Source organism: Burkholderia sp. AU31624 (assembly GCF_020420065.1).
GTDB lineage: Bacteria > Pseudomonadota > Gammaproteobacteria > Burkholderiales > Burkholderiaceae > Burkholderia.
The window spans coordinates 965,409-985,725 of record NZ_JAIZRT010000001.1 but is presented as its reverse complement, the minus strand read 5'-3'; the positions used below and the strand labels follow the sequence as shown (position 1 = coordinate 985,725).

The window sequence follows — 20,317 nt, the reverse complement described above, 5'->3', positions numbered from 1 at the left end:
GAAGAATGCTGGAATTACAGGTACGGCTTGAGCCAGCCGAGCCCTTCGGTCGTGCCGGCCTTCGGGCGATACTCGCAGCCGATCCAGCCGTCGTAGCCGAGCGCGTCGATCAGCGCGAACAGATACGGGTAGTTGAGTTCGCCGAGATCCGGCTCGTGGCGCTCGGGCACGCCCGCGATCTGGATATGGCCGATGCCCGCGAAATCGCGCTTGAGCTTCATCGCGAGATCGCCTTCGACGATCTGGCAGTGGTAGCAGTCGAACTGCACCTTCAGGTTCGGCGCGCCGACTTCCGCGCGGATCGCCTGCGCGTCGTCCTGACGGCTCAGGAAATAACCAGGCATGTCGCGTTGGTTGATCGGCTCGATCAGGATCGTGATGTCGTGCGCGGCGGCGGCCTGCGTCGCATGCCGCAGGTTCGCGAGGTAGGTGTCGCGATGGCGTGCGCGGTCGGCGCCCGGCGGCACCATGCCGGCCATCACGTGCAGCTTCCTGTTGCCGAGCACGCGCGCATAGTCGAGCGCCTGGTCGATGCCGCGCCGGAACTCGTCCTCGCGGCCCGGCAGCGACGCGGTGCCGCGTTCGCCCGCGGCCCAGTCGCCGGGCGGCGCGTTGAACAGCGCCTGTTCGAGGTGGTGCGCGTCGAGGCGTGCACGGATGTCCTCGGCGGCGAAGTCGTACGGGAACAGGTACTCGACGGCCTTGAAGCCGTCGTAGGCGGCAGCAGCGAAGCGTTCGAGGAACGCGTGCTCGGTGTACATCATCGAGAGGTTGGCGGCGAAGCGTGGCATGGCAGCGGGTCCTGTGAATGAATGGGGCGGGGCGCGCACGGCGCCCCGCGTCGAATGGCGGCCGGATCGTTCGTGAGCCGAATCAGCGGTTCACGAGTTTCGCGGGCGTGAGCCACACCGCGATCGCGCCGATCACGAGCATCGCGGCGAGCACGTACATGCCGGACGCCGTGCTGTGCGTGACGTCCTTCAGGTAGCCGATCACGTACGGGCTCGCGAACCCGGCGAGGTTGCCGACCGAGTTGATGATCGCGATCCCGGCCGCGGCCGCGGAGCCCGCGAGGAACGCGGTCGGCAGCGACCAGAACAGCGGGGCGCAGGTCAGCACGCCGCCCGCCGCGAGCGACAGGAACACGATCGACACCGCCGTATTGTGCGAGTACGACGCGGCGACCGTAAACCCGATTGCACCCATCAGCGCCGGCACGATCAGGTGCCAGCGGCGTTCGCGGCGCTTGTCCGCGCTGTGGCCGAACAGGTTCATCACGACGATCGCGACGAGGAACGGAATGGCCGACAGCAGGCCGATCTGCAGCGTATCGGTGATGCCGGTCGACTTGACGAGCGTCGGCATCCAGAACGTGAGCCCGTACTGACCGGTGACGAACGCGAAGTAGATCAGCGACATCCACCACATGCGCGGGTCCGCGAACACGGCCTTCAACGAATGGCCGTGCTGCTGCTGTTCCTGCGGCTGCGCGGCGATCTCGTCCTCCAGCAGCTGCTTCTCGCGCTCGTCGAGCCACTTCGCGCCGCGGATGCTGTTGTCGAGATACAGGATCGTCGCGATGCCGACGAGCACGGCCGGCACGGCTTCGATCATGAACATCCACTGCCAGCCGTGGAAGCCCGAGCCGCCGTGGAAGCGCTCCATGATCCAGCCCGACAGCGGGTTGCCGAAGATGCCCGACACGGGAATCGCGGACATGAACACCGCGATGATTTTCGCGCGGCGATGCGACGGGAACCAGTACGTGAGGTACAGGATCACGCCGGGATAGAAGCCGGCTTCCGCGAGGCCGAGCAGGAAGCGCAGCACGTAGAACTGCGTCGGCGTCTGCACGAACGCGAACAACGCGGACAGCAGGCCCCACGTGATCATGATTCGTGCGATCCAGATGCGTGCGCCGATGCGGTGCATCAGCAGGTTGCTTGGCAGTTCGAACAGAAAATAGCCCAGAAAGAAAATGCCGGCGCCGAGCCCGAACACCGTTTCGCTGAACGCGAGATCCTGCGACATCTGCAGCTTCGCAAAGCCGACGTTCACGCGGTCGAGATACGCGACCACGTAGCAGAGCATCAGGAACGGCACGATGCGCCAGAACACTTTCTTGTAGGTGCGGTCGAGTTCCGCGGCATGGGCGGGCGCGGCGGGCGAGCGGCCAGCGGCCGCGTCGAGAGCAGTCATCGTCGTCTCCAATGATGTCGTGTGCCGGCGGCGCGTACGTCGCCGGTCGTGTGTGTGCTGACGGAAGGGCCCGCGCACACGGCGGGCATGGGAATCGTTGCGCGGCGCGTCGCTACCAGCGCGCGCCGAAGCTGGCGCGCAGCTCGTCGAGCGCGACGGCGTCGAGCGGCTCGGGTTTCGGGTGCGTCATCAGCCACAGTCGCGCCGTTTCCTCGAGTTCCTCGAGCGCATACGACGCATGCGACACGGACGGTCCCCACATCACCGGGCCGAGGCGCTCGAGCAGCACGCCGCGCACCTGGTCGGCGAGCGCCGCGACTTCGGCGGCAACGCCCGGATCACCGGGGCGGCGGTAGCGGATCAGCGGAATGTGGCCGACCTTCATCACGTAGTACGGCGTGATCGGCGGCAGCACGTCGGTGTCGCGCCATACGCCCGCGAGCGTCAGCGCGACGAGATGCGTCGAATGCGTGTGGACGACGCCGTTCGCTTCGGCATTGCGCGCGTAGATGCCGCGATGCAGCGCGAGCGTCTTCGACGGCTTGCCGCCCGATACGGGCTGGCCGTCGAGGCCGACTTTCGCGATGTCGTTCGGGTCGAGCCGGCCGAGGCACGCGTCGGTCGGCGTGATCAGCCAGCCGTCGGCGAGGCGCGCGCTGATGTTGCCGGCGCTGCCGACCGCGTGGCCGCGCGCATACAGGCTTGCGCCGACCACGCAGATCTCTTCGCGCAGTTTCGCTTCGTCGCTCATCGTGCGGCTCCGTCCAGCGCGCGCAGCGCCTTGTCGAAAAAGTCCGTGGTGCCGAAGTTGCCGGACTTCAGCGCGAGGCCGAGCGGCTGCGCGTCGATGGTGGCCGTCGCCGGCACGCCCGGATCGATCTGCGCGCCGATCTGCAGCGACTTCACGTCGAGCGCCTGCACGACCGCGCCGGACGTTTCGCCGCCGGCGACGACGAACTTGCGCACGCCGAGATCGCGCAGGCCGCGCGCGATCGCCGCGAGCGTGGCTTCGACGAGATGGCCGGCCGCATCGACGCCCAGCGCCTGCTGCACGGCCTTCACTTCGTCGGGCGTCGCGGTCGCGTAGATCAGCACGGGCTGCGGCAGGTGCGCGCGCGCGAACGCGAGCGCCTGGTCGACGACGGGTTCGCCGCGCGAGGCCGCGAGCGGATCGATGCGGAAGCCCGGCCGCGTGGCGCGCCATGCGGCGACCTGCGCGTTGGTGGCCTTCGACGCGCTGCCGGCGAGTACCGTCGAGAGCCCTTCGATGCGCGGCAGCGACGCTGCGTTGTCGCGCTCGGGCAGTTGCTCCTCGCGACGGAAATTCGCCGGCAGGCCGAGCGCGATGCCCGAGCCGCCGGTGACGAGCGGCAGGCCCGCGCACGCTTCGCCGAGCACGTAGAGGTCGCGGTCCGACAGCGCGTCGGCGATCGCGAAGCGCACGCCTTCCGCGCGCAGTTGCTCGATCCGCGTGCGCACGGCGGCCGCGCCCAGCGCGATCGTGTCGTAGCGGATCAGGCCGACCGGCGACTTCGTCTGCCGCTGCAGCACGCGCACGAGGTTCGCGTCCTCCATCGGCGTGAGCGGGTGGTTCTCCATCCCCGATTCGTTCAGCAGCACGTCGCCGACGAACAGGTGGCCGCGATAGATCGTGCGGCCGTTCTCGGGGAACGCCGGGCACGCGATCGTGAAGCCGCCGCCGGCCGCATCCAGCAGCGCATCGGCGACGGGCCCGATGTTGCCCGCGTCGGTCGAATCGAATGTCGAGCAGTACTTGAAGAAGAATTGCCGGCAGCCTTGCGCGCGCAGCCATTCGTAGGCGGCGAGCGATTGCGCGACGGCGTCGGCCGCGGGGATCGTGCGTGACTTCAGCGCGACGACGATCGCGTCGGCGTCGAGCGGGGTGCCTGCGGCGCCGTCGGTGGGCACGCCGATCGTCTGCACGGTGCGCATGCCGCTCTTCACGAGCATGTTCGCGAGATCGGTCGCGCCGGTGAAATCGTCGGCGATGCAGCCGAGCAGGGGAAGGGAAGCGGAAGCGGTCATGGCAAGTACGTCGGTCGAATCAGCGGGCGGGCGGCAGCGTGATGCCGGGGAAAGTCTTGATCACGGCGGAATCGTCCTCGCCGCCGTGGCCGGCGCTCGACGCGCTCATGAACATCTGGTGCGCGGTGGCCGACAGCGGCAGCGGGAACTTGCTGCGGCGCGCGGTATCGAGCACGAGGCCGAGATCCTTCACGAAGATGTCGACGGCCGACAGCGGCGTGTAGTCGCCGTTCAGGATGTGCGGCACGCGGTTCTCGAACATCCACGAATTGCCGGCGCTGTGCGTGATCACGTCGTACAGCGCGTCGGCATCGACGCCTTCGCGCAGGCCGAGCGCCATCGCCTCGGCCGCCGCCGCGATGTGCACGCCGGCCAGCAACTGGTTGATGATCTTCACTTTCGAGCCGATGCCGTGCGCGTCGCCGAGGCGATAGACCTTGCCGGCGATCGCCGCGAGCACGTCCTCGCAGCCCGCATAGGCGGCCGCCGGCCCCGACGTCATCATCGTCATCTCGCCGGAGGCCGCGCGCGCGGCGCCGCCGGATACCGGCGCATCGAGCATCTGCAGGCCGGCCGCCTCGATCCGCGCGCCGAGCGCGACCGCGAATTCGGGCGCGACGGTCGCGCTGGCGATCACGACGCTGCCCGGTTTCATCGCCGCGACCGCGCCGTGCTCGCCGAACAGCACCGTTTCGGTCTGCGCGGCATTGACGACGAGCGTGACGACGACGTCGCACTGCGCGCCGAGTTCGGCCGGCGTCGCGCAGGCGATGCCGCCTTCGGCGGCGAACGCCTGCAGCACGGTGTCGCGCACGTCGCATGCGTGCACGCGCAGGCCGGCGCGCAGCAGCGAGCGGGCGACGCCGAGGCCCATCGCGCCCAGGCCGATGACTCCAACATTTCGTGACATGGTCAACCTTGATCGATTCGGGAGAGGGGCGGCGCGGCGGCCGCCGGGTTCAGCAGATACCGGCTTCCGCGAGGCGGCGGGCGGCGTTGTACATGTGCGTGCGCGCCGCGTTGCGTGCGGCCATCGGGTCGCGCGCGCGGATCGCGTCGGCGATCGCCGCGTGTTCCTCGCGCACCTGGCGCGAGAAGTCCTCGCGCGTCGCTTCGTTGCGCCGCGTGACCTTCACGCCGGCTTCGAGGTACTGGTTCAGGAACTGCAGCGTCTTCAGGAAATACGGGTTGCCGGTGACGGCCGCGATCGTGCGGTGGAACGCGACGTCTTCCGCGACGCCGTCGCGCCCTTCGGCCACCGCATCGTCGATCTTGCGCAGTGCATCGTCGATGTCGGCCATGTCTTCATCGGTGTGGTTCAGCGCGGCTTCGGCCGCGACCTCGGCCTCGATCGCGCGGCGCACCGCGAGCAGGTGCGGCAGCGACGTGGCTTCGACCGCTTCCGCGTAGTCGATCCGCAGCGGCCGGATCGCGCCGTGCTGGTTCACGTACACGCCGCTGCCCTGGCGCGGCTCGACCACGCCTTCGTTCTTCAGCCGCGAGATCGCCTCGCGGATCACCGTGCGGCTCACGCCGAATTCCTGCGCGAGCACGGCCTCCGTCGGCAGCTTGCCGGTGGCGGAGAAACTGCCGACTTCGATCTGCTTGAGCAGTTGCTGCGCGACATGGTCGCTCATCGCGCGGGCGGGAATTTTCTCGAACATGGTGCTCTGACTTGTAAGGTTATGTGGTCATCATACAAATTTGAATGCGTGACAGCATCCGGGATAACCCTCGGTTAGTGGGGCGCAACGTCGGTTAAGTTGATTGGAACCGGTTCCAATTGAATCGAAACCGATGCGTTCGAGTGTCGTGTCGCGATCGGCTGGAAAAGGAGCGGGGGCCCGTCGCCGTCAGTCGGCGATGTCCTCGACGGCGTCCGCCGCGATTGCCGCGCCGGCTTCCGCCACTTCCCCGCCACGCTCCCGATACGTCGCAGGCGGCACGCCGAACTGCTTGCGGAATTCGCGCCCGAGGTGCGACGCATCCGCGAATCCGCAGCTCGACGCGATATCGGCCACCGTGCGGTCCGAGCTCGTCAGCAGCCACGCGGCCGTGCGCAGCCGTACCTGCTTCGCGAACGCCTGCGGGCTCTTGCCCGTTTCCGCCTTGAACAGCCGCTCGAGTTGCCGCGTCGACAAATCGAGCTTGCTCGCGAGCTCGTCGAGCGACAGCGCACGCCCGACATGCTGTTCCATCAGGAGAATCGCGCGCTTGACCTTCGGGTGCGTCGCCGGCTCGAGGCCCGGCGGATGCGGCTGCGGCGCATTGCCTTTCTGCATCTCGCCGACCAGCAGGATGCGCAGCGCCTTCTGCACGGTTGCGTGATCGAAGTGGCGCAGCAGGATCGCGGCGGCGACGTCGATCGACGCGCGGCCGCCCGAACAGGTGATGCGGCGCCGGTCGATCACGAACAGCCGGTCGGCGATCAGCAGGTCGGGATCGGCGGACGGAAAGCGCTCGATGAAATCCCAGTAGTGGAACCAGCTCACGCAGGTGCGGTAGCCGTCGAGCACGCCGGCGCGCATCAGCGTGAACACGCCGGTGCAGATGCCGACGACCGTCGCGCCGCCCGCCGCCGCGCGGCGGATGAAGTCGAGTGTCTCGGGGCCCGCCTGCGGCCCCGAATGCAGCAGCCCGCCGACCACCACCACATAGTCGAACGGCTCGGCCGCGTCGAACGTTTCCCACGGCGTGATCTGGATCCCGCAGCTCGCGCGCACCGGCGCGAGGGTCTCGCCGATCACGCTCCACGCGCAGCGCACGGGCTTGCTGTAGTCGCCGTCGTCCGCCGACAGCCGCAGCATGTCGACGAAGCCGGAGAAGGCCGTCAGCGTGAAGTTCGGCAGCAGCACGATGCCGAAGCGGATACGCCGCGGCGCGGGTTCTGCGAGGGGGGAAGCGGGTACGTCGGTTGTCATCGCGGCCAATCTCTTCACGCCGGGCGGGCGGTCTCACTCAGTCTGTTGATACGGGTCATGCGGGTACGGCGGCCGGGCGGGGCGGATGCAGCCAGCGTCGCTGATCGGTTCCGGCACGACTTGTGGTTTTCCGTCGCGAACCATCGCCAAAACGCACTTTCGGGCCTGCCGGAGGGGTGCTTGGCGGCGGTATCCCACGCCGATGCCGTTTTTGTTCTATCGGCCGATTTTACGCTTTGATGTACTGGCGCCAACGTCATTTCACGTGTGTCCCACCCAGAGGAAGCCAGATGAACGTCAGCGTCTTCGACCTGTTCAAGATCGGCATCGGCCCGTCCAGTTCGCATACGGTCGGCCCGATGATCGCCGCGTGCCGCTTCGCGTCGCACGTGGAGGACGCGAACCTGCTCGGTTTCGTGCGCCGCGTGCGGGTCGAACTATACGGCTCGCTCGGCGCGACCGGCAAGGGCCACGGCACCGACAAGGCCGTGCTGCTCGGTCTCGAGGGCCACCTGCCCGACACGATCGATCCGGACCTGATCGAGCCGCGGCTCGCCGCGATCCGCGCGGAGAAGGCGCTGTCGCTGCTCGGCAAGCAGACCGTCCGTTTCGAGGAAAAAGAGCACATCGGCTTCTATCGCAAGCTGATGAGCGGCACGAGCATCGTGCACCCGAACGGGATGCGCTTCCAGGCATTCGACGAGCACGGCCAGCTGCTCGTCGAGAAAGAGTATTACTCGGTCGGCGGCGGCTTCGTCGTGAACCGCGACGGCGATCGCGTGAACGGCGTGCGCGCGGCGGTCGAGGTGCCGTATCCGTTCCGCACCGGCGACGACCTGATGCGCCAGTGCCGCGAGCACGGGCTGTCGATCGCCGAGCTGATGATGCGCAACGAATGCGCGCTGCGTCCCGCCGACGAAGTGCGCGCCGGGCTGCTCGCGATCTGGCGCACGATGGCCGCCTGCGTCGAGCGCGGCTGCAAGGTCGAGGGCGACCTGCCGGGCCCGATGCGCGTGAAGCGCCGCGCGGCCGAGCTGAACAATCGTCTGCGCGCGCGTTCGGAAGAGTCGCTGCGCGACCCGCTGTCGATGCTCGACTGGGTCAACCTGTATGCGATGGCCGTCAACGAGGAGAACGCGGCGGGCGGCCGGGTCGTCACCGCGCCGACCAACGGCGCGGCCGGCGTGATTCCCGCGGTGCTGCACTACTACGTGAAGTTCGTGCCGGGCTCGAACGAAGCCGGCATCGTCGAATTCCTGATGACGGCCGCGGCGATCGGGATCATCTACAAGGAAACCGCGTCGATCTCCGGCGCGGAAGTGGGTTGCCAGGGCGAAGTGGGCGTCGCGTGCTCGATGGCCGCGGCCGCGCTCGCCGCGGTGATGGGCGGCACGCCCGACCAGGTCGAGAACGCGGCCGAGATCGGCATGGAGCACAACCTCGGGATGACCTGCGACCCGGTCGGCGGGCTCGTGCAGATCCCGTGCATCGAGCGCAACGCGATGGGCGCGATCAAGGCGCTGAACGCATCGCGCATGGCGCTCAAGGGCAATGGCCAGCACTACGTGTCGCTCGACTCGGTCATCAAGACGATGCGCGAGACGGGCGCGGACATGAAGACGAAATACAAGGAAACGTCGCGCGGCGGTCTGGCCGTGAACGTCATCGAATGCTAAACGAAGGATCACTCACATGAGCCGCTACTCGATATTCAGCCTGTTCCGCAACGGCCTCTCGTATCACGAGAACTGGGAAAAGCAGTGGAAGAGCCCGGAACCGAAGAAGGAATACGACGTCGTGATCGTCGGCGGCGGCGGCCACGGCCTCGCGACTGCCTACTACCTCGCGAAGGAGCACGGGATCACGAACGTCGCGATCCTCGAGAAGGGCTGGATCGGCGGCGGCAACACCGCGCGCAACACGACGATCGTCCGCTCGAACTATCTGTGGGACGAATCGGCCGCGCTGTACGAGAAGGCGATGAAGCTGTGGGAAGGGCTGTCGCAGGACCTGAACTACAACGTGATGTTCAGCCAGCGCGGCGTGATGAACCTGGCGCACACGCTGCAGGACGTGCGTGACACCGAGCGCCGCGTGAACGCGAACCGGCTGAACGGCGTCGACGCCGAATTCCTGACGCCCGCGCAGATCAAGGAAATCGAGCCGACCATCAACCTGAACAGCCGCTACCCGGTGCTCGGCGCGTCGATCCAGCGCCGCGCGGGCGTGGCGCGTCACGACGCGGTGGCCTGGGGCTTCGCACGCGGCGCGGACCGTGCCGGTGTCGACATCATCCAGAACTGCCAGGTGACGGGCATTCGCCGCGAAGGCGGTGCAGTCGTCGGCGTCGACACGGTGAAGGGCTTCATCAAGGCGAAGAAGGTCGCGGTGGTCGCGGCCGGCAACACGACGACGCTCGCCGACATGGCCGGCGTGCGCCTGCCGATCGAAAGCCACCCGCTGCAGGCGCTGGTGTCCGAGCCGATCAAGCCGGTCGTCAACTCGGTGATCATGTCGAACGCGGTGCACGCATATATCAGCCAGTCCGACAAGGGCGATCTCGTGATCGGCGCCGGCATCGACCAGTACACGGGCTTCGGCCAGCGCGGCAGCTTCCACATCATCGAAAGCACGCTGCAGGCGATCGTCGAGATGTTCCCGGTGTTCTCGCGGGTGCGGATGAACCGCCAGTGGGGCGGCATCGTCGACGTGTCGCCGGACGCGTGCCCGATCATCACCAAGACCGACGTGAAGGGCCTCTATTTCAACTGCGGCTGGGGCACCGGCGGCTTCAAGGCGACGCCCGGCTCGGGCTGGGTGTTCGCGCACACGATCGCCCGCGACGAACCGCACCCGCTGAACGCGCCGTTCGCGCTCGACCGTTTCTACACGGGCCACCTGATCGACGAGCACGGCGCTGCCGCCGTCGCGCACTGACCGCTACCGCACAGACACAGGAGAAAGAAACATGTTGCTGATCGAATGTCCGTGGTGCGGGCCGCGCGCCGAATCCGAGTTCTCGTGCGGCGGTGAAGCCGACATCGTGCGCCCCGTGAACAACGAGAACATGACCGACCGCGAATGGGGCGAGTACGTGTTCATGCGCGAGAACAAGCGCGGGCTGCACAAGGAGCAGTGGCTGCACACGCAGGGCTGCCGCCGCTGGTTCAAGGCCACCCGCGACACGGTGACCTACGATATCAAGGGCTACGAAAAGTTCGGTGGCGAAGCTGCCGGCAACGCACACGAAGAGGGCACGAGCAAATGAGCCAGAAAGACCGCCTCGGCACCGGTGGCCGCATCAATCGCGCGATTCCGTTGACCTTCACGTTCAACGGCCGCACGTATCAGGGCTTCCAGGGCGACACGCTCGCGTCCGCGCTGCTCGCGAACGGCGTGCACTTCGTCGCGCGCAGCTTCAAGTACCACCGCCCGCGCGGGATCGTGACGGCCGACGTCGCGGAACCGAACGCCGTCGTGCAGCTCGAATCGGGCCCGTACACGGTGCCGAACGCACGCGCGACCGAGATCGAGCTGTACCAGGGGCTCGTTGCGTCCAGCGTGAATGCGGAGCCGTCGCTCGAGAACGACAAGTACGCGATCAACCAGAAGCTGTCGCGCTTCCTGCCGGCCGGCTTCTATTACAAGACGTTCATGTGGCCGCGCAACATGTGGCCGAAGTACGAAGAGAAGATCCGTGAAGCGGCCGGCCTCGGCAAGGCGCCGGAAGCGCTCGACGCCGATCGCTACGACAAATGCTACGCGCACTGCGACGTGCTCGTGGTCGGCGGTGGCCCGTCGGGCCTCGCGGCCGCGCATGCGGCGGCCACGGCCGGCGCGCGCGTGATCCTCGTCGACGACCAGCGCGAGCTCGGCGGCAGCCTGCTGTCGTGCCGCGCCGAGATCGACGCGAAGCCCGCGCTGCAGTGGGTCGAGAAGATCGAGGCCGAGCTGCGCAAGCTGCCCGACGTGACGATCCTGTCGCGCAGCACCGCGTTCGGCTACCAGGACCACAACCTCGTGACGGTCACGCAGCGTTTGACCGATCACCTGCCGGTGTCGATGCGCAAGGGCACGCGCGAGCTGCTGTGGAAGGTCCGCGCGAAGCGCGTGATCCTCGCGACCGGCGCACACGAGCGGCCGATCGTGTTCGGCAACAACGACCTGCCGGGCGTGATGCTCGCCGGCGCGGTGTCCACCTACGTGCATCGCTTCGGCGTGCTGCCGGGCCGCAACGCGGTCGTGTTCACGAACAACGATCGCGCGTACCAGACCGCGCTCGACCTGAAGGCGTGCGGCGCGAAGGTGACGGTCGTCGATTCGCGCGCATCGTCGAACGGCGCGCTGCCGGCCGCCGCGAAGCGGCAGGGCGTGACGGTGATGAGCGGCGCGGTCGTGACGGGTGCATCGGGCAAGTGGCGCGTATCGTCGGTCGACGTCGCGTCCTACTCGAACGGCCAGACCGGCGGCAAGCTGCAGACGCTGCCGTGCGACCTCGTCGCGATGTCGGGTGGCTTCAGCCCGGTGCTGCACCTGTTCGCGCAGTCGGGCGGCAAGGCCTGCTGGAACGACGAGAAGGCCTGCTTCCTGCCGGGCAAGCCCGTGCAGGCGGAAGCGAGCATCGGCGCAGCAGCCGGCGAATTCGGCCTGGCCCGTGCGCTGCGACTCGCGGTCGATGCAGGCGTGGAAGCCGCGAAGGCGGCGGGTTTCACCGCCGAGCAGCGCGCGGTCGCGCCGCAGGTCGCGGAAACCGTCGAAGGCGCACTGCAGCCGCTGTGGCTGGTCGGCAGCCGTGAAGCCGCGGCGCGCGGGCCGAAGCAGTTCGTCGACTTCCAGAACGACGTGTCGGCCGCGGACATCCTGCTGGCCGCACGCGAAGGCTTCGAGTCGGTCGAGCACGTGAAGCGCTACACGGCGATGGGCTTCGGCACCGACCAGGGCAAGCTCGGCAACATCAACGGGATGGCGATCCTCGCGGGGGCGCTCGGCAAGACGATTCCGGAAACGGGCACGACGACGTTCCGCCCGAACTACACGCCCGTGTCGTTCGGCACGTTCGCAGGCCGCGAGCTCGGCGATTTCCTCGACCCGATCCGCAAGACCTGCGTGCACGAGTGGCACGTCGAGCACGGCGCGCTGTTCGAGGACGTCGGCAACTGGAAGCGGCCGTGGTACTTCCCGAAGAACGGCGAGGATCTCCATGCGGCCGTGAAGCGCGAATGCCTCGCGGTGCGCAACAGCGTCGGCATCCTCGACGCGTCGACGCTCGGCAAGATCGACATCCAGGGCCCGGACGCGGTGAAGCTGCTGAACTGGATGTACACGAACCCATGGAACAAGCTCGAAGTGGGCAAGTGCCGCTACGGGCTGATGCTCGACGAGAACGGGATGGTGTTCGACGACGGCGTGACGGTGCGCCTCGCCGACCAGCATTTCATGATGACGACCACGACGGGCGGCGCGGCGCGCGTGCTCACGTGGCTCGAACGCTGGCTGCAGACCGAATGGCCCGACATGAAGGTGCGACTGTCGTCGGTCACCGATCACTGGGCGACGTTCGCGGTGGTCGGCCCGAAGAGCCGCAAGGTCGTGCAGAAGGTGTGCCAGGACATCGACTTCGGCAACGAGGCGTTCCCGTTCATGAGCTACCGGAACGGCACGGTCGCGGGTGCGAAGGCGCGCGTGATGCGGATCAGCTTTTCGGGCGAACTCGCCTATGAAGTGAACGTGCCGGCGAACGCGGGCCGCGCGGTGTGGGAAGCGCTGATGGCGGCCGGGGCCGAGTTCGACATCACGCCGTACGGCACCGAGACGATGCACGTGCTGCGCGCGGAGAAGGGCTACATCATCGTCGGCCAGGATACCGACGGCTCGATCACGCCGTACGACCTCGGGATGGGCGGCGTCGTCGCGAAGTCGAAGGACTTCCTCGGCAAGCGTTCGCTGTCGCGTTCGGACACCGCGAAGGAAGGCCGCAAGCAGTTCGTCGGCCTGCTGACCGAGGACGAGCAGTTCGTGCTGCCGGAAGGCGCGCAGATCATCGCGAAGGACACGCAGGTGTCGGCGGTCGATCCGACGCCGATGCTCGGCCACGTGACGTCGAGCTACTACAGCCCGATCCTGAAGCGCTCGATCGCGCTCGCGGTGGTGAAGGGCGGCCTGAACAAGATGGGCGAGAGCGTCGTGATTCCGCTGGCCAACGGCCGCCGCATCACCGCGAAGATCTCGAGCCCGGTTTTCTACGATACCGAAGGGGTGCGTCAGCATGTGGAATGAAACCAGAAACCAGACGCAGGTGGCGGGCGCGGGCGGCGTGACGCTTGAATCGCCGTTCGTCGGCGCGGCCGACGTGCTGAAGCCGCACCAGGCGCGCGCCTCGAAGAAGTTCACGCTGCGCGAGCGGCCGTTCCTCGATCTCGTCAACGTGCGCGGCGAGTTGAGCGATCCGGCGTTCGTGAGCGCGTTCGAGCGCGTGGTCGGCTGCCGGCCGCCCGCGGCGCCGAATACGGTCGCGCGCGGTGCCGAGTACGACGTGCTGTGGCTCGGCCCCGACGAGTGGCTCGTGCGCTCGAACGGGCCCGTGCCGGCCGGCGTGCTCGAAGCGAAGCTCGCGGAAGCCGTGCAGGGCACGTATTCGGCGGCCGTCGACGTCGGCAGCGGCTATACGGTGGTCGAGATCAGCGGCGAACGCGTGCGCGACGTGCTTGCGCGCGGCTGCCCGCTCGATCTCCATCCGCGCGTGTTCAAGCCGGGCCAGTGCGCGCAGTCGCACTACTTCAAGTCGTCGATCGTGCTGATCCCGACCGGTGACGATGCGTTCGAGATCGTCCTGCGCCGCAGCTTCGCCGACTACTTCGTGCGCATCATGCTCGACGCGGCCGCGCCGCTCGCATCATGAAGCCGTTCGACGAACCGTTCGTGGCGATCGACGCGCCGCGCCTGCGCGGGCGCGGCTGGAGCGTGTTCGTCGACGAACTGAAGGTGCCCGCGCGGATCGGCATTCATGCGCACGAGCATGAAGCGCCGCAGCCGATCGTGATCGATGCACGGCTCGGCTACCGGTGCGAGCCGAGCGAGCAGGGCGAGTGGATCGATTACGACGGCTATTGCGCGCGCCTTGCCGCGTTCCTGTCGCACAAGCCGCATACGCGGCTGCTCGAGACGCTCGTCGCCGATATCGCGGTGCTGTCGTTCCGTGAGTGGCCGGCGCTGGAGTCGCTGACGCTGTCGGTGTACAAGCCGAAGATCCGGCCCGGCACGAAGCGGGTCGGCGTGTCGCTCGACTGGACGCGCGGGGATTATTTGCGGTGGACGGGGGCGGCGGGGCAGTTTTGAGGCAGGAGAGGCGGCCGACGAGCGCATCGAAACGATGCCGGTCGGCTGCCGGCCGTGGCACTTGCTGGTCTGTATAGTTCCTGAAATATGAGAATAATGCGTCGACCGTGAGCATGTCGGCATTTGTTCCTGAAATATGAGAACAATTCGCCGGCGCTGACATTCAAGCCTATAATTCCGATATTTTCGTAACAATGCCGTCGCAACCCGTTCGTCGGCGTTTTGTTCCTGGTATCCCGGAATTATGGCTCGCACCTTACCCCGCCCGATTGCATCACCCGACCCGCTCGCGCAGGATCTCGCGGCGTTGGGTGCGCTCGTCCGCAACCGGCGGGCGCAGAACCAGATGCGGATCGACGACGCAGCCGACATGCTCGGCGTCTCAAAGGACGTGCTGTCGCGGCTCGAAAACGGCCGGGCGGTGAGCCTCGACAAGTTGTTCAAGGTGCTCGACGGTCTGGGACTCAATTTGCTCGTCGTACCGAAGCGCGAAGTGCCCGTCGCTCGCAAGGCATTGCATGAACTTGCCGAGCCGACTGTTCCGGCGGAGTCGCGGGAGGGCGCGTGATGGTTCATCGCCTGCGCATCTCGACCAACGGTTCCCCCGTCGGGCAACTGACTTACGACGCCCGTCAGGATGACTACGGTTTTTCGTATGACCCGGCGTGGCAGGCGCGCGCCGATGCGTTCGCGTTGTCGCCGTGCATTCCGCTCGACGGTCGTTCGCTACCTGCGGGCGCGGTGCAGCGCTTCATCGGCAATCTGTTGCCCGAGGGGCGTGCGCTCGACGTGGCCGCGGCGATGTATCAGCTATCGAAGGACAACGTTTTCGGTTTGATCCGGATGCTCGGCAAGGAGCCGGTCGGTGCGCTGAGTTTCCTGCCGGACGACGGAGAGAATGCACAGGCCCCGGCAGCCCTTGAGTCCGAACGTCGCGTGATATCCGCGGAAGAGTTGACCGACCGCATTCGCAAGCGCGACGCGATCCCGTTTCCGGTATGGGACGGCCAGGTCCGGCTGTCGATTGCCGGCCATCAGGACAAACTGCAGGTGCTGGTCGAGGGGGAGCAAGTTGCACTCGTCGAAGGGGCGCTCAGCAGCACGCACATTCTGAAGCCGGAGTCCGGCAACCCGCATGCGCCGTTCATGGTCGCCAATGAGCACTTCTGCATGTCACTGGCCGCGAGAATGGGGCTGCCAGTGGCGCCCGTCGAGATTCGCCGCATCCCGGAGCCCATTCTGCTCATCGAGCGCTTCGACCGGGTCGTGACGACCGAGCCGGACGATCCGACGCGCGTCAGTGCGGTGCGGCGCCTTCATGTCATCGACGGGTGCCAGGCATTGGACTTGCCGGCAACGCTCAAGTACGAGCGCAACCTCGGTAACAACGCGGACGTGCGCAATATTCGCGAAGGCGTGAGCTTCGAGAAGCTGTTCTCGCTGACGCCGTATCTCGAGGCCCCGGCAGCCGCGCGCACGGCCATGCTGCGCTGGGCCCTGCTGCAACTGCTGATCGGCAACAGCGACGCGCATGGCAAGAACATCTCGTTTTTCGTCAGCGGTGGCGGGCTTGCGCCGGCGCCGCTTTACGACCTCGTTTGCGTCAACGTGTATGGCGACACGTACGTCCAGGATATGGCGATGGCTTATGGGGATGTGTTTCGCACGGAGGAACTGACCGCGTTCGCGCTCGCGGATTTTGCGCATCGCACACAGATTCGGCCGTCGTTCGTCGCGCGCGAAATGTCGAAGATGGCGAGCCTGGCGAAGAAGCTCGCACCTGAATTGGCGGCGTCCGACATTTACGTGGGCGACGAACGTGGATGGGTAGGCAATATTTCGGAGTACGTGTGTACCCAGGCCGACCGCGTGCTGCGTATTGCGCCTCTGGTGTCCAAGGTGAACATCGATCTGCTTTGAAATCGGGCATTCACCGGGCGATCGCAGCGACATCCGTTCCAGCCTGTCGTTGCGATCACGCTGAGCCGAGGCGTCAAGCTGCAGCCGCCCCATCCAGCGCCGGATAGTCGACATACCCGCGCGCATCGCCGCCGAAGAATGTCTCGCGCCGCGCGTCGTTCATCGGCGCGCCGGTCTTCACCCGCGTCACGAAATCCGGATTCGCCAGCACCATCTGCCCGTACGCTTCGAGATCGGCCAGCCCCGACGTCACGTCCGTGCCGATCGCGTCGCGCGTGCGGCCCGGACGGTTCAGGATCAGCGTGCCGCTCCAGCGCGCGCGCAGGTCGGCCAGCAGCGCTTCGTTGCCCTGATGCATCACGTGCAGGTAGGCGAGGCCGAGCCGGTCGAGTTCCGTCGCGAGGTGGCGATACAGGTCCGGCCCTTCCGCACCTTCGTCGAGGCCGCCCAGCGTATTGCCGGGCGATACGCGGATGGCCGTGCGATCCGCGCCGATCTCGTCGGCGATCGCCGTGGCGACCTCGATCGCGAAGCGCGCGCGGTTCTCGATCGAGCCGCCGTACGCGTCGGTGCGCGTGTTGGCATTCGGCGCGAAGAACTGCTGGATCAGGTAGCCGTTCGCGCCGTGAATCTCGACACCGTCGGCACCCGCCTCGATCGCGCGGCGCGCGGCGATGCGGAAGTCGTTCACGGTCTCGCGCACTTCGTCGAGCGTCAGCGCGCGCGGCGCGGGGATGTCCAGCATCCCCTTCATCGTGAACATTTGCGCATTCGGCGCGATCGCCGACGGCGCGACGGCCTGCCGGTGATGCGGCGTATTGTCGGGATGCGACATGCGCCCGACGTGCATCAACTGGATGAACAACCGGCCGCCGCGGGCATGCACGCGGTCGCTGATCGCCTTCCAGCCGGCGACGTGCGCGTCGGTATGGATGCCGGGCGTCGTCAGGTAGCCTTGCCCGTCGTCCGACGGCTGGGTGCCTTCGCTGACGATCAGGCCGAGGCTCGATCGCTGCGCGTAATACTCGGCGGCCCATTCGCCGGGCGTTCCGTCGAAGGCGGCGCGGCTGCGGGTCATCGGCGCCATGACCAGGCGGTTTTCCAGCGTATATCGGCCCACGCGGACCGGGGTGAACAGTTGGCTCATGATGCGTCAGCTCCTCGAGAGTCGGGACGGTGGCACCGGGTCGGTGCCCCCTCGGGCGCCGGCCGCGCACGGGTGTGCCGACCTCGCCTCCACGCACCCATCATCCATTGCTTCCTTTTCGGGATAAACCGGGTAATCTGGATAACATTGATCCATTGATGGAACAGTGGGCATGGAACTACTGAACGACATGGCGCTGTTCGTCGAAGTCGTGAAGGCGAAGGGTTTTCGCAGTGCGGCCGAGACGCTGGGGATGCCGAACTCGACGCTGTCGCGGCGCATCAGCGCGCTGGAGAAGGCGATCGGGCTGCGGCTGCTGCATCGCACGACGCGCCGGATCGAACTGACCGAGGCCGGCCAGCTCTACTTCGAGCGCTGCAAGCGCATCGTCGACGAGGCGCGGCTCGCGCACGAGCAACTCGGCGGGTTGCTGGCGGAGCCGACCGGCGTGCTGCGGGCGTCGTTTCCGGTCGATTTCGCGGTGACCTACCTGGCGCCGCTGATCGTCGAGTTCTCGACGCGTTACCCGAAGCTGACATTCGATTTCGAGCTGACGTCGCGCCGGGTCGATCTGGTGAGCGAACCGTTCGACGTGGCGATCCGCTTGGGCGAATCCGACGATTCTCAACTGATCGCGCGGCGGCTGGCCACGCTCGGGAACTACCTGTATGCGTCGCCCGGCTATCTCGCACGCGAGGGCGAGCCGCGCACGCCGGACGACCTGGCGCGGCACGCGTGCCTCAGCCTGGCGAGGGCCGGCACGTGGACGCTGCACGACGGCACGCACACCGTCGCGGTACCGGTGAGCAGCCGCTTCACGGGAAACAGCGTCGGCATGTTGCGGCGCCTGGCCACGCTCGATGCGGGCATCATCGTGCTGTCCGAAGCGATCGTCGCGGACGATCTGGCCGCCGGCCGGCTGCGCCGCGTGATGCCCGCATGGGAAGGCGAGCCGATTGCGGTCTACGCGATGACGGAAACGCGGCTGCTGCCCGCGAAGACGCAGCATTTCATCGAGTTCTTGCGGGAGCGTTTCGCGCAGGCGTGACGGGCGGGTAGCCGTTCGTCGTTCAGTTCTGCGCCGGCGGCGACGGTGCGTCCAGCTGCGCTTCCCATTTCTTCAGGATGCGCGTGCGTGCCTGGCTGAAATCGACCCAGCAGTTCATCCGCGCGTCTTCCGGGATCATCTGCTGCGGATGGGCGGCTTTCACGTAGTCGCAGGTGTCGTCGGCGAAGCGGGTCCAGCTTGCCTGCGACTTCGCGAGCGCGCTGGCGGCATCGGGGTTGCGCTGCTTGAGCTTGTGCTCGAGCGACCGGTATGCGCGCTCGACGGCCTGATCGTTTTGACCGAGTACGCAGGTCCGTACGTCGTTCATCGTCAGCGCGTGTTTCTCGCAATCGACGGCGGCAAACGCGGTGGTGTGGCCGATCGCCAGCGCGGCGACGGCAAGGAAGCGGGTGGCGTGGCGCATGCGCGTCGAACGAAGGGGGACTAGTTGCCGCGGGCCGACGTCGGGCTCGTCTTTTCGCTGACCGGCACCATGCGGGCCTTCGCATCGTTCGCGGAATTCGCAGGACTTGAGGCTTTCGCATCGTCGTCAGGTTCAAGCACGAAGCGGAACGAATCGACGCGCTGCATCACCTTCGCCGCATACGCGTTCGAACCGCCGCTGTAGCTCCTCAGTCCGGCCCGCACGTCGCCACCGGCCGCCCTCACGTAGCCCGACAGGATCGCGGAGCCGACTTCGACGTTCGCGTTCGGGTCGGTCAGGTCCTTCACGTTGCGCACCAGGCCGCGGTGCGCGGTCGGCACGACCTGCATCAGCCCGGTCGCGCCATGCTGGCCGCGCGCCTTTTCCTGGAAGCGCGATTCGATCGAAATAATGGCGTAAACGAGTGCGGGAGGCAGTGAATATTTCGTCGCAGTGACGCTCACGATATCGGCGAGCTTCGCGGCCCGTTCCTTCGCGACGCCGAACTTCTTCGTCAGGTAGGACGTGATGCGGCGGTTTGCTTCGTTCGGCTGATCGTTGGCGTCGGCGAGCGGCGCGGATGCGACGGACGGCGCCGATGCGGCTGCTTCGGGCGCGGACGCAGGCAGTGCGGGCGCTTGCTGTGCCGACGCCTGTTGCGCGATGCCGAGCGAAAGCACGATCAGCCAGAGAAACCGTCGCATGGTGGAGTGCGGGGAATGGGAAGGCGCCTAGTATATCGGCCAATTGCCGCCGGTGGTCGAGTGCCGGTTCGAATGAAAGCGGCATGTAGGCTTGTGTCGCGGCGAGCCGATCGAGGCGCCGATCGTTGCACGGACACGCATCGGAGTCCGGACGAACGCTAGTTGATGATCTCGCCGGTGCCGGTTTCGATGCGGATTCTGAGCTGCTGGATGAACGCCGGATCGTAGGGTTCCCAGCTATCGAGTTCGCCGACGATCTTCAAAGGCGATGTGCTTCGATACGATCGCGTCGGATTGCCCGGGAATTTCTTGTCCGTGACGTTCGGGTCGTTTTCGAATTCGCCGGTGGGTTCGACGATATAGACCCGCGGCCGGCCGTCGCCTTTGGCCATTTCCGCCGCCAGGCCGGCGCCTTTGGGCAAAGCCGTGAAGTAGATGTGATTCATCACGACGTCGTCGCGATAATTCGATCGGAAGCCTGCCGTCAGCAAGTCGCCGATCCGCAAATCCGCTTTCGTGCCATGAAAAAACGGGCCGGTGTCCGAAACGGTCATGGTTTCCCCCTTCTAAAAA

20 protein-coding genes are annotated in these 20,317 nt (G+C 66.9%); 9 read left to right on the top strand and 11 right to left on the bottom strand.

Annotation, left to right across the window (positions count from 1 at the left end; translation table 11 throughout):
- Window positions 1-14: 14 nt before the first annotated feature.
- From otnI to LGM89_RS04510, 7 genes are all read right to left on the bottom strand, one after another.
- A complete protein-coding gene (gene otnI / locus LGM89_RS04540) occupies window positions 15-791 on the bottom strand; it encodes a 2-oxo-tetronate isomerase (RefSeq protein WP_226272398.1) in 777 nt (258 codons plus the stop codon).
- A gap of 82 nt (window positions 792-873) precedes the next feature.
- Entirely contained in the window at window positions 874-2,199 is a 1,326-nt protein-coding gene (locus LGM89_RS04535; RefSeq protein ID WP_226272397.1) for an MFS transporter, read from the bottom strand.
- Between the two features lie 112 nt (window positions 2,200-2,311).
- Window positions 2,312-2,950 carry an aldolase gene (locus LGM89_RS04530; RefSeq protein WP_226202177.1) on the bottom strand — a complete coding sequence of 213 codons (639 nt, stop codon included), beginning with the start codon at window positions 2,948-2,950 and terminating at the stop codon, window positions 2,312-2,314.
- Window positions 2,947-4,245 carry a 3-oxo-tetronate kinase gene (gene otnK / locus LGM89_RS04525; RefSeq protein WP_226272396.1) on the bottom strand — a complete coding sequence of 433 codons (1,299 nt, stop codon included), beginning with the start codon at window positions 4,243-4,245 and terminating at the stop codon, window positions 2,947-2,949. The genes LGM89_RS04530 and otnK overlap by 4 nt, the downstream gene beginning before the upstream one ends.
- A 19-nt stretch (window positions 4,246-4,264) precedes the next feature.
- Window positions 4,265-5,155: an L-threonate dehydrogenase gene (ltnD, locus tag LGM89_RS04520; protein ID WP_059732557.1), complete on the bottom strand. Its 891-nt coding sequence runs from the start codon at window positions 5,153-5,155 to the stop codon at window positions 4,265-4,267.
- A 49-nt stretch (window positions 5,156-5,204) separates the two neighbouring features.
- Window positions 5,205-5,909, bottom strand: coding sequence for a FadR/GntR family transcriptional regulator (locus LGM89_RS04515; RefSeq protein WP_011354089.1), 705 nt, complete (start codon window positions 5,907-5,909; stop codon window positions 5,205-5,207).
- Window positions 5,910-6,098: 189 nt separating this feature from the next.
- Window positions 6,099-7,166 carry a GlxA family transcriptional regulator gene (locus LGM89_RS04510; protein ID WP_226272395.1) on the bottom strand — a complete coding sequence of 356 codons (1,068 nt, stop codon included), beginning with the start codon at window positions 7,164-7,166 and terminating at the stop codon, window positions 6,099-6,101.
- A gap of 290 nt (window positions 7,167-7,456) precedes the next feature.
- Here LGM89_RS04510 and LGM89_RS04505 point away from each other — a divergent pair, with 290 nt between their 5' ends.
- The 8 genes from LGM89_RS04505 to LGM89_RS04470 all read left to right on the top strand — a co-directional run bounded on the left by LGM89_RS04505 (window position 7,457) and on the right by LGM89_RS04470 (window position 16,421).
- Window positions 7,457-8,842, top strand: a complete 1,386-nt coding sequence (locus tag LGM89_RS04505; RefSeq protein ID WP_089496282.1) for an L-serine ammonia-lyase — start codon at window positions 7,457-7,459, stop codon at window positions 8,840-8,842.
- A 16-nt stretch (window positions 8,843-8,858) separates the two neighbouring features.
- Complete coding sequence (locus LGM89_RS04500) at window positions 8,859-10,103, top strand: sarcosine oxidase subunit beta family protein (RefSeq protein ID WP_006480591.1); 1,245 nt, start codon at window positions 8,859-8,861, stop codon at window positions 10,101-10,103.
- Window positions 10,104-10,134: 31 nt separating this feature from the next.
- Complete coding sequence (locus tag LGM89_RS04495) at window positions 10,135-10,434, top strand: sarcosine oxidase subunit delta (RefSeq protein ID WP_089433164.1); 300 nt, start codon at window positions 10,135-10,137, stop codon at window positions 10,432-10,434.
- Window positions 10,431-13,442 (top strand): sarcosine oxidase subunit alpha family protein, encoded by a 3,012-nt coding sequence (locus LGM89_RS04490; RefSeq protein ID WP_226272394.1) that lies wholly within the window; start codon window positions 10,431-10,433, stop codon window positions 13,440-13,442. Before LGM89_RS04495 ends, LGM89_RS04490 begins: the two co-directional genes overlap by 4 nt.
- Window positions 13,432-14,064: a sarcosine oxidase subunit gamma gene (locus LGM89_RS04485; protein WP_226272393.1), complete on the top strand. Its 633-nt coding sequence runs from the start codon at window positions 13,432-13,434 to the stop codon at window positions 14,062-14,064. The genes LGM89_RS04490 and LGM89_RS04485 overlap by 11 nt, the downstream gene beginning before the upstream one ends.
- A complete protein-coding gene (locus LGM89_RS04480; protein ID WP_011354099.1) occupies window positions 14,061-14,501 on the top strand; it encodes a dihydroneopterin aldolase in 441 nt (146 codons plus the stop codon). Before LGM89_RS04485 ends, LGM89_RS04480 begins: the two co-directional genes overlap by 4 nt.
- Window positions 14,502-14,745: 244 nt before the next feature.
- The gene (locus LGM89_RS04475) at window positions 14,746-15,069 is read left to right on the top strand and encodes a helix-turn-helix domain-containing protein (RefSeq protein WP_089496286.1); all 324 of its coding nucleotides are present in this window, start codon (window positions 14,746-14,748) and stop codon (window positions 15,067-15,069) included.
- Window positions 15,069-16,421 carry a HipA domain-containing protein gene (locus LGM89_RS04470; RefSeq protein WP_226272392.1) on the top strand — a complete coding sequence of 451 codons (1,353 nt, stop codon included), beginning with the start codon at window positions 15,069-15,071 and terminating at the stop codon, window positions 16,419-16,421. The genes LGM89_RS04475 and LGM89_RS04470 overlap by 1 nt, the downstream gene beginning before the upstream one ends.
- Before the next feature lie 73 nt (window positions 16,422-16,494).
- On the opposite strand, the gene LGM89_RS04465 is transcribed toward LGM89_RS04470, so the two are convergent.
- Entirely contained in the window at window positions 16,495-17,568 is a 1,074-nt protein-coding gene (locus tag LGM89_RS04465; RefSeq protein ID WP_089496288.1) for an alkene reductase, read from the bottom strand.
- Between the two features lie 172 nt (window positions 17,569-17,740).
- Between LGM89_RS04465 and LGM89_RS04460 the strand changes: the two genes are divergently transcribed.
- The gene (locus LGM89_RS04460) at window positions 17,741-18,616 is read left to right on the top strand and encodes a LysR family transcriptional regulator (protein WP_226272391.1); all 876 of its coding nucleotides are present in this window, start codon (window positions 17,741-17,743) and stop codon (window positions 18,614-18,616) included.
- 22 nt (window positions 18,617-18,638) lie between these two features.
- Here LGM89_RS04460 and LGM89_RS04455 read toward each other — a convergent pair whose 3' ends face one another.
- From LGM89_RS04455 to arr, 3 genes are all read right to left on the bottom strand, one after another.
- A complete protein-coding gene (locus tag LGM89_RS04455; protein ID WP_226272390.1) occupies window positions 18,639-19,040 on the bottom strand; it encodes a lysozyme inhibitor LprI family protein in 402 nt (133 codons plus the stop codon).
- 20 nt (window positions 19,041-19,060) lie between these two features.
- Entirely contained in the window at window positions 19,061-19,744 is a 684-nt protein-coding gene (locus tag LGM89_RS04450; RefSeq protein ID WP_089496291.1) for a lytic transglycosylase domain-containing protein, read from the bottom strand.
- Window positions 19,745-19,902: 158 nt separating this feature from the next.
- Window positions 19,903-20,298: an NAD(+)--rifampin ADP-ribosyltransferase gene (arr, locus tag LGM89_RS04445; RefSeq protein ID WP_226202191.1), complete on the bottom strand. Its 396-nt coding sequence runs from the start codon at window positions 20,296-20,298 to the stop codon at window positions 19,903-19,905.
- Window positions 20,299-20,317: the final 19 nt, after the last annotated feature.

Bases quoted from the DNA above. Each gene is read 5' to 3' on its own strand.
- otnI (WP_226272398.1), bottom strand. From the start codon at position 791: ATGCCACGCTTCGCCGCCAACCTCTCGATGATGTACACCGAGCACGCG.
- LGM89_RS04535 (WP_226272397.1), bottom strand. From the start codon at position 2,199: ATGACTGCTCTCGACGCGGCCGCTGGCCGCTCGCCCGCCGCGCCCGCC.
- LGM89_RS04530 (WP_226202177.1), bottom strand. From the start codon at position 2,950: ATGAGCGACGAAGCGAAACTGCGCGAAGAGATCTGCGTGGTCGGCGCA.
- otnK (WP_226272396.1), bottom strand. From the start codon at position 4,245: ATGACCGCTTCCGCTTCCCTTCCCCTGCTCGGCTGCATCGCCGACGAT.
- ltnD (WP_059732557.1), bottom strand. From the start codon at position 5,155: ATGTCACGAAATGTTGGAGTCATCGGCCTGGGCGCGATGGGCCTCGGC.
- LGM89_RS04515 (WP_011354089.1), bottom strand. From the start codon at position 5,909: ATGTTCGAGAAAATTCCCGCCCGCGCGATGAGCGACCATGTCGCGCAG.
- LGM89_RS04510 (WP_226272395.1), bottom strand. From the start codon at position 7,166: ATGACAACCGACGTACCCGCTTCCCCCCTCGCAGAACCCGCGCCGCGG.
- LGM89_RS04505 (WP_089496282.1), top strand. From the start codon at position 7,457: ATGAACGTCAGCGTCTTCGACCTGTTCAAGATCGGCATCGGCCCGTCC.
- LGM89_RS04500 (WP_006480591.1), top strand. From the start codon at position 8,859: ATGAGCCGCTACTCGATATTCAGCCTGTTCCGCAACGGCCTCTCGTAT.
- LGM89_RS04495 (WP_089433164.1), top strand. From the start codon at position 10,135: ATGTTGCTGATCGAATGTCCGTGGTGCGGGCCGCGCGCCGAATCCGAG.
- LGM89_RS04490 (WP_226272394.1), top strand. From the start codon at position 10,431: ATGAGCCAGAAAGACCGCCTCGGCACCGGTGGCCGCATCAATCGCGCG.
- LGM89_RS04485 (WP_226272393.1), top strand. From the start codon at position 13,432: ATGTGGAATGAAACCAGAAACCAGACGCAGGTGGCGGGCGCGGGCGGC.
- LGM89_RS04480 (WP_011354099.1), top strand. From the start codon at position 14,061: ATGAAGCCGTTCGACGAACCGTTCGTGGCGATCGACGCGCCGCGCCTG.
- LGM89_RS04475 (WP_089496286.1), top strand. From the start codon at position 14,746: ATGGCTCGCACCTTACCCCGCCCGATTGCATCACCCGACCCGCTCGCG.
- LGM89_RS04470 (WP_226272392.1), top strand. From the start codon at position 15,069: ATGGTTCATCGCCTGCGCATCTCGACCAACGGTTCCCCCGTCGGGCAA.
- LGM89_RS04465 (WP_089496288.1), bottom strand. From the start codon at position 17,568: ATGAGCCAACTGTTCACCCCGGTCCGCGTGGGCCGATATACGCTGGAA.
- LGM89_RS04460 (WP_226272391.1), top strand. From the start codon at position 17,741: ATGGAACTACTGAACGACATGGCGCTGTTCGTCGAAGTCGTGAAGGCG.
- LGM89_RS04455 (WP_226272390.1), bottom strand. From the start codon at position 19,040: ATGCGCCACGCCACCCGCTTCCTTGCCGTCGCCGCGCTGGCGATCGGC.
- LGM89_RS04450 (WP_089496291.1), bottom strand. From the start codon at position 19,744: ATGCGACGGTTTCTCTGGCTGATCGTGCTTTCGCTCGGCATCGCGCAA.
- arr (WP_226202191.1), bottom strand. From the start codon at position 20,298: ATGACCGTTTCGGACACCGGCCCGTTTTTTCATGGCACGAAAGCGGAT.